Origin of the sequence: Buttiauxella agrestis ATCC 33320 (assembly GCF_000735355.1) — a bacterium.
GTDB lineage: Bacteria > Pseudomonadota > Gammaproteobacteria > Enterobacterales > Enterobacteriaceae > Buttiauxella > Buttiauxella agrestis.
This window is the reverse complement of sequence record NZ_JMPI01000013.1, coordinates 65,126-72,267: the sequence shown is the minus strand read 5'-3', so window position 1 is coordinate 72,267 and position 7,142 is coordinate 65,126. Positions and strand designations below refer to the sequence as shown.

At 52.7% G+C, this 7,142-nt stretch carries 4 protein-coding genes; all 4 read right to left on the bottom strand.

Features of this window, described 5'->3' with window-relative positions; all coding sequences use genetic code 11:
- Window position 1 precedes the first annotated feature (1 nt).
- Window positions 2–2,203, bottom strand: a complete 2,202-nt coding sequence (locus tag GBAG_RS02650; RefSeq protein WP_034493276.1) for a YgiQ family radical SAM protein — start codon at window positions 2,201–2,203, stop codon at window positions 2–4.
- A 141-nt stretch (window positions 2,204–2,344) separates the two neighbouring features.
- The gene (ftsP, locus tag GBAG_RS02645) at window positions 2,345–3,757 is read right to left on the bottom strand and encodes a cell division protein FtsP (protein WP_034493274.1); all 1,413 of its coding nucleotides are present in this window, start codon (window positions 3,755–3,757) and stop codon (window positions 2,345–2,347) included.
- A 64-nt stretch (window positions 3,758–3,821) separates the two neighbouring features.
- Window positions 3,822–4,577 carry a 1-acylglycerol-3-phosphate O-acyltransferase gene (locus GBAG_RS02640; protein WP_034493273.1) on the bottom strand — a complete coding sequence of 252 codons (756 nt, stop codon included), beginning with the start codon at window positions 4,575–4,577 and terminating at the stop codon, window positions 3,822–3,824.
- A gap of 80 nt (window positions 4,578–4,657) precedes the next feature.
- A complete protein-coding gene (gene parC, locus GBAG_RS02635; RefSeq protein WP_034493271.1) occupies window positions 4,658–6,928 on the bottom strand; it encodes a DNA topoisomerase IV subunit A in 2,271 nt (756 codons plus the stop codon).
- Window positions 6,929–7,142: the final 214 nt, after the last annotated feature.

The following is a 7,142-nucleotide window of genomic DNA, read 5'->3' as shown; positions in this document are numbered from 1 at the left end:
ATTATGCTGGACGCTTCCTGCTTGCTGGCTTCACCGCACCTTTTGGCGCAGGCTTTGCCCCTGCCGCAGGTGCCGCTTTACGCTGATGCGTCATTGGCGTGTGTTTCGTCAATGCCGGACGAGCACCACGGTTGTAGCGACGCGCTTCACGCATCTCTTCAAGCGTTGGTGAAGGCACCAGGCACTCACGACGGCCGCCAATCAGGTGCTTTTTACCCATCGCTTCCAGCGCTTCACGAATCAACGGCCAGTTGGCTGGATCATGATAACGCAGCAACGCTTTATGCAAGCGGCGCTGGCGATCGCCTTTCGGCACCACCACATCTTCACTCTTGTAGCCAATCTTACCCAGCGGGTTCTTGCCGGTGTAATACATGGTCGTTGAGTTCGCCAGCGGCGACGGATAGAAATTCTGCACCTGATCCAAACGGAAGCGGTTTTTCTTCAGCCACAGCGCCAGATTCACCATGTCTTCATCACGCGTACCAGGGTGCGCGGAGATAAAGTAAGGAATCAAATACTGTTCTTTGCCCGCCTGTTTGGAGTAGGTATCAAACAGCTCTTTAAAGCGCTGATAGCTGCCCATCCCCGGCTTCATCATCTTCGACAGCGGCCCTTCTTCGGTGTGTTCCGGAGCAATCTTCAGATATCCACCCACGTGGTGGGTCGCCAGCTCTTTGATATAACGTGGATCTTCCACAGCGATATCGTAACGAACACCGGAGGCGATCAGGATCTTCTTAACGCCTTTAATTTCACGGGCGCGGCGATACAAGTTGATCGTCGGCTCATGGTTGGTGTCCATGTGCGGGCAAATATCCGGGTAGACACAGGACAGACGGCGGCAGGTTTGTTCTGCACGCGGCGACTTACAGCGCAGCATATACATGTTAGCTGTTGGGCCACCAAGGTCGGAAACCACGCCGGTAAAGCCTGGAACGGTATCGCGCATCGCTTCAATTTCGCTGATGATCGAATCTTCAGAACGGCTCTGAATAATGCGGCCTTCGTGCTCGGTAATAGAACAGAATGAGCAGCCACCGAAGCAGCCACGCATGATGTTGACCGAGAAACGGATCATCTCATACGCCGGAATTCGCGCCTTGCCATAAGCAGGGTGCGGAACACGTTTGTACGGCAGCGCAAAAACGCTATCCATTTCTTCGGTAGAAAGCGGGATCGCTGGCGGGTTGATCCAGATGTAACGATCGCCGTGTTTTTGCATCAACGCACGCGCACAACCTGGGTTGGTTTCGTGGTGCAAAATACGGGAGGCATGCGCGTACAGCACTTTGTCGTTTTTGACTTTTTCGAACGACGGCAGCAATACGTAGGTTTTTTCCCACGGTTTCATCGGCGCAGGTTTCACCACGATAGCTTTCGCTTCGTTGATGGGTTTTTCCGGTTTACCGGTTTCTGCACACGGTAAATCTTCACCGTATGGATGTGGAATCGGGTCGATACGACCAGGCATATCCAGACGCGTAGAGTCCACGCCAGACCAGCCCGGCATCGCTTCTTTACGCATCATTGCGGTGTTACGCACATCGCAGATTTGGTCGATTTTCTCACCCATCGCCAGGCGATGAGCGACTTCCACCAGCGGACGCTCGCCGTTGCCGAAAATCAGCATGTCGGCTTTAGCATCCACCAGAATCGAACGACGAACGGTATCAGACCAGTAATCGTAATGTGCGGTACGGCGCAGGCTCGCTTCGATGCCGCCGAGGATCACAGGCACATCACGCCAGGCTTCTTTACAGCGCTGGGTGTAGGCCAGGGATGCGCGATCCGGGCGTTTACCCGCCACGTTATCCGGCGTATACGCATCGTCGTGACGCAGTTTACGATCCGCGGTATAGCGGTTGATCATCGAATCCATGTTGCCTGCGGTCACACCGAAGAACAGATTCGGTTTGCCAAGACGCATGAAGTCTTCTTTAGTATTCCAGTCTGGTTGGGCAATGATACCCACGCGGAAGCCCTGGGCTTCCAGCATACGGCCACAGATCGCCATACCAAAACTCGGATGGTCGACGTAGGCATCTCCGGTAACCAGAATGATGTCACAGCTGTCCCAGCCTAAATCGTCCATTTCCTTACGTGACATGGGTAAAAATGGTGCCGGGCCAAAACAGGCTGCCCAGTATTGTGGCCACGAAAAGAGTTCGCGATCGGGCTGGATCAAGCTTATAGAGCTCATAATGCTTCCGAAAAATGAATAAAAAATGATTTAAAAATAACCAAAGCCGGCGATTATACGCTGGTATGGGGTCAAAAATGAAGTGTTATTGCCATGTTAAAAATTAACGCCCTTCCGCTGATGGAAAGGGCATAAATTGAGTTACGGCGCAGGTTGTACTAACAATTGCCCAATAGAGCCACGATCTGCCATTTCCAGCGTCTGGCTGGAATAGAGGAACGGGAAATGTTCCCATGAAGGCTGGCCGAAATAGACCAGTAATTCGACCTGCCCATCCACCCAAACCGTATCTTTCCAGCCACGGTCTTCCCCAAACGGCGCTGCACCATTGACGTTTTTAATCAGGAAGCTCACGCCTTCAATATGGAAAGACTGCGGCATATCGGAACGCACCGTCCAGCGCTCCCAGGTACCTTGCTGAGTCTGGATATCAATACGTTTCATGTCCCAGAGCTGGCCATTAATACCAGGATCATCGCCCAGGGTAATTTCACGACTGCGTGCCGGGCTGCCATTGATAATCTCATCCGGCAGCAGGCGCATTGGCAGCGTGTCTGTCACCAGTGGCAACAGGCCCGTGGCACGCAACGTCAGAACCAGCGTGGAGATAAGAATGCTCGATGGTTCAAAGAAGCCACGGATTCTGTCCATAATACCGGCAGCTTCCCCGCAGGTTATCGACACTTCTTTGCCGTCGCTCATATCCACCAGAATCTCGCGGCGCTCGCCCGGTGCCAATGAAAGTTGCTTCACGGAAACCGGTGCTGGCAGGAAACCCTGGTCGCTGGAAATCACATGCATCGCGCGGCCATCGCTCATTTGCAGCAGATAGCGGCGCGAGTTTGAAGCATTGAGTAAACGCAAACGCACCCAGCCACGAGAAACCTCGACATACGGTCCCTGCACGCCATTCACCAGCAGCGTATCACCAACAAAACCGCCACTGCCCGGCTCTTCGTATTCCGGAGCACCAAAGTTATCGAGGCGCTTATCCTGAATGATAACCGGGAAATCATCCACGCCGTAGTGGTTCGGGATCGGCAGATTTTTGCTGACTTCATCTTCGATAAGCCACATGCCAGCCAGACCCGCATAAACCTGTTTTGCCGTGCGATTCGGGGTGTTTGCGTGATACCAAAGCGTCGCCGCTTTCTGGCGAATCGGCAGTACCGGCGCCCAGTCAACGTTTGGCTGCATCATGCGTGCCGCTCCGCCCATTAACGGGCCAGGAACCTGTAAACCGGCAATCGTCATCGCGATATTTTCTTGCAGACGATTGCTGTAAATCATTTTTACGTCATCGCCGCTCCATACGCGGATGGTCGGCCCAAGATAACGTCCGTTCAAGCCCCAGACTTGCGCCTTCGCGCCACCGGTAAATGACCAGTGCGCCCGCTGCAACGTCAGGAACAACGGCTGCCCACGGCGGGATTCGAGTAAAGGAGGAACGGGTAAAGGTTGCTGCTGTCCGGCAGCGTTTGCCCTCAGTGGCACCGAGCCTGCACAAAGTGCGACTCCTGATGCCTGTATGAACTGACGCCGACTGAGTGACATAATTGCTCCATGTGAAACTTAACAACGTGGGGCGGTACAAAACGTACCGCCAAAATAGAAGTGATTAGTTCGCCTGCTTCTTTTCAACTCGACCGGAAGCTTCACGCTCCGCGACTTCTTTATCTAACTCGGCGATTTTTTCTCTCATGATATCGCGGCAATGCGTAGCGAGTTTACGCGCCTGATCTTTGCCGTAATGGCTGATATCAATTGGATCAAGCATTTCGACAATCACCAAACCGTTATTCCAGCGGTTTAACTTAATTTTATTACTGGTATTGGAAACACACACCGGAATAATTGGGACGCCCGCAGCAATTGCAGCATGGAAGGCACCGGTTTTGAAGGGCAACAGACCGCGGCCACGACTACGCGTGCCTTCCGGGAACATCCAGACCGATATTTTACGTTTCTGAATCTGCGCCACGACCTGGGAAATGGTGCCGAGGGCTTTAGCGCGATTGTCACGGTCAATCAGCATATTTCCGGTTAGCCAGTAGATTTGGCCAAAAAATGGAATCCACAGCAGGCTTTTTTTCCCGACGGTCACGGTTGGCGGCTGCACAATACTCGCCGCTGTCACCATGTCGAAATTATTCTGGTGGTTACAGATGTAAATCGCCGTCGGGTGATTTTCATAACCTTCCGGTAAACGGGTTTCGACTTTCAAACCGAACACCGGTGCCAAGCGCCCAAACAGATGGCCAAAAGTTGCAACATGGCGCGGGTTACGTGGGCTGAACAGGCAATAAATACAGCCAAAAATGCTGACCAGGATGCAATAAATGATAACGATAATAAAACGAACGATGGATAGCATAACAACCTCAAAAGCCTAAACCGCTGACAAGTATGACTTGCTTTAGCGCTTCTGGCAGCATCGCTGCTGCCAGATTTCAATTACTCTTCGCTGTCACCCGCACTCGCGCGAAGCGGAGAATCAACTTCAACACGATCAATACGTTGCAGGCCGCGCATCAGCGTACCGCGACGACCGCGTTCACCGGTTATTTTCTGAAGCTCTTCCGGGCGAAGTTTAATTTTACGTTTGCCAACGTGCAAAGTGACGGTGCTTTGTGGCGGCAGAACAAACAGATGAGCCAGTTTATCCTCGCCTTTCGCCGCTTCAGCAGACGGAATAGAAATGATTTTATTCCCTTTGCCTTTAGAAAGCTGCGGTAAATCACCCACCGGGAACATCAACATACGGCCTGCGGCAGTAATCGCCAACAGCATGTCATCGACGCTTGAGATTTCCATCGGCGGCATGACTTTCGCATTTTCCGGCAAGGAAATAAGCGTTTTGCCCGCACGGTTACGCGCCACTAAATCGTTAAAGGTGCAAACGAAACCGTAGCCTGCGTCAGATGCCATCAACAGTTTCTGGTCGTCCGGCGCCATTAATACGTGCTCAACGACAGCCCCCGGCGGCGGTGTCAGTTTACCGGTCAATGGCTCACCCTGGCCACGTGCTGAAGGCAACGTTATCGGGTCGAGCGCATAGCTGCGCCCGGTGGAGTCGATAAACGCCACAGGCTGATTACTCTTACCTTTGGCGGAGCCAAGGTAGCTATCGCCCGCTTTGTAGTTTAACCCTTGCGCGTCAATATCATGGCCTTTGGCGCTACGCACCCAGCCCATTTGCGACAACACAATGGTGACAGGCTCAGACGGAGTCATGTCATGTTCGCTCATGGCTTTTGCCTCGCCACGTTCACGCAATGGTGAACGGCGATCGTCGCCATAAGCGTCGGAATCAGCCTGCAACTCTTTCTTCAGCAAGGTACTCATTTTGCGTTCAGACGCCAGAATGCCCTGCAACTGGTCACGCTCTTTTTCCAGCTCGCCCTGTTCGCCGCGAATCTTCATCTCTTCGAGTTTCGCGAGGTGGCGTAATTTCAGCTCGAGGATAGATTCAGCCTGAGTTTCGCTTAACTCAAAGCGCGACATTAACACCGGCTTCGGCTCATCCTCAGTACGAATGATATGAATCACTTCGTCGATATTGAGGAACGCCACCAGCAAACCTTCGAGGATATGCAGGCGTTTGAGCACTTTTTCGAGACGGTAGCTAAGACGGCGGCGCACCGTTTCGCGACGGTAAACCAGCCACTCAGTCAGAATTTGCAGCAGGTTTTTCACCGACGGACGGTTATCCAGCCCAATCATATTGAGGTTGATGCGATAGCTTTTCTCAAGATCGGTGGTGGCAAACAGGTGGTTCATCACCTGCTCTACGTCGATACGGTTGGAGCGCGGAACAATCACCAGGCGCGTCGGGTTTTCGTGATTCGACTCATCGCGCAGGTCTTCAACCATCGGCAGCTTTTTAGCGCGCATTTGGTTGGCAATTTGTTCAAGTACACGCGCACCAGACACCTGGTGTGGCAATGCGGTGATGACAACATCGCCATCTTCTTTTTTCCACACTGCACGCATGCGCACAGAGCCACGACCATTCTGGTAGATTTTGCGAATCTCTTCACGCGGGGTGATGATTTCGGCTTCGGTCGGGTAATCCGGCCCCTGAACAATATCTAACAGTTCGTCGAGTGTGGTTTTCGGCTGGTCAATCAGGGTGATTGCCGCTTTCGCCACTTCGCGCAGGTTATGCGGAGGAATATCCGTGGCCATACCCACGGCGATGCCGGTGGTGCCGTTGAGCAGAATATTCGGCAGGCGCGCAGGCAGCATTTTCGGCTCCTGCATGGTGCCGTCAAAGTTCGGCACGTAATCGACCGTTCCCTGCCCTAATTCACCCAGCAAAACTTCAGCATATTTCGACAAGCGTGATTCGGTATAACGCATCGCGGCGAAGGATTTCGGATCATCCGGCGCACCCCAGTTGCCCTGGCCATCAACCAACGGGTAACGATAGGAGAACGGCTGCGCCATCAGCACCATCGCTTCATAGCAGGCGCTGTCGCCGTGCGGATGGTATTTACCCAGCACGTCACCGACGGTACGAGCAGATTTTTTGAATTTAGCGCTATTGCTTAATCCCAACTCTGACATCGCATAGACGATACGACGCTGTACGGGTTTTAAACCATCACCAATGAACGGCAGGGCGCGGTCCATGATGACGTACATGGAATAGTTGAGATACGCATTTTCCGTGAATTCGTGCAGCGCAAGGCGTTCTGCACCATCATGAGTTAAATCACTCATTAATTATTCATCCTCAAACTGACGAGCCGAGTGTGGCCACATACCCTAAATAATTCGAGTTGCAGAAAGGCGGCAAACTCAGGAATCCCCAAGAGCTTACTTAAGTAAGTGACTGGGGTGACTGAGTGCAGCCAACGCATCTGCAGCTTGAAGTATGACGGGTATAAACGGCGTAATTGCCGCCGATAGTACCTTATCTGGCAGTTTTAGTCAC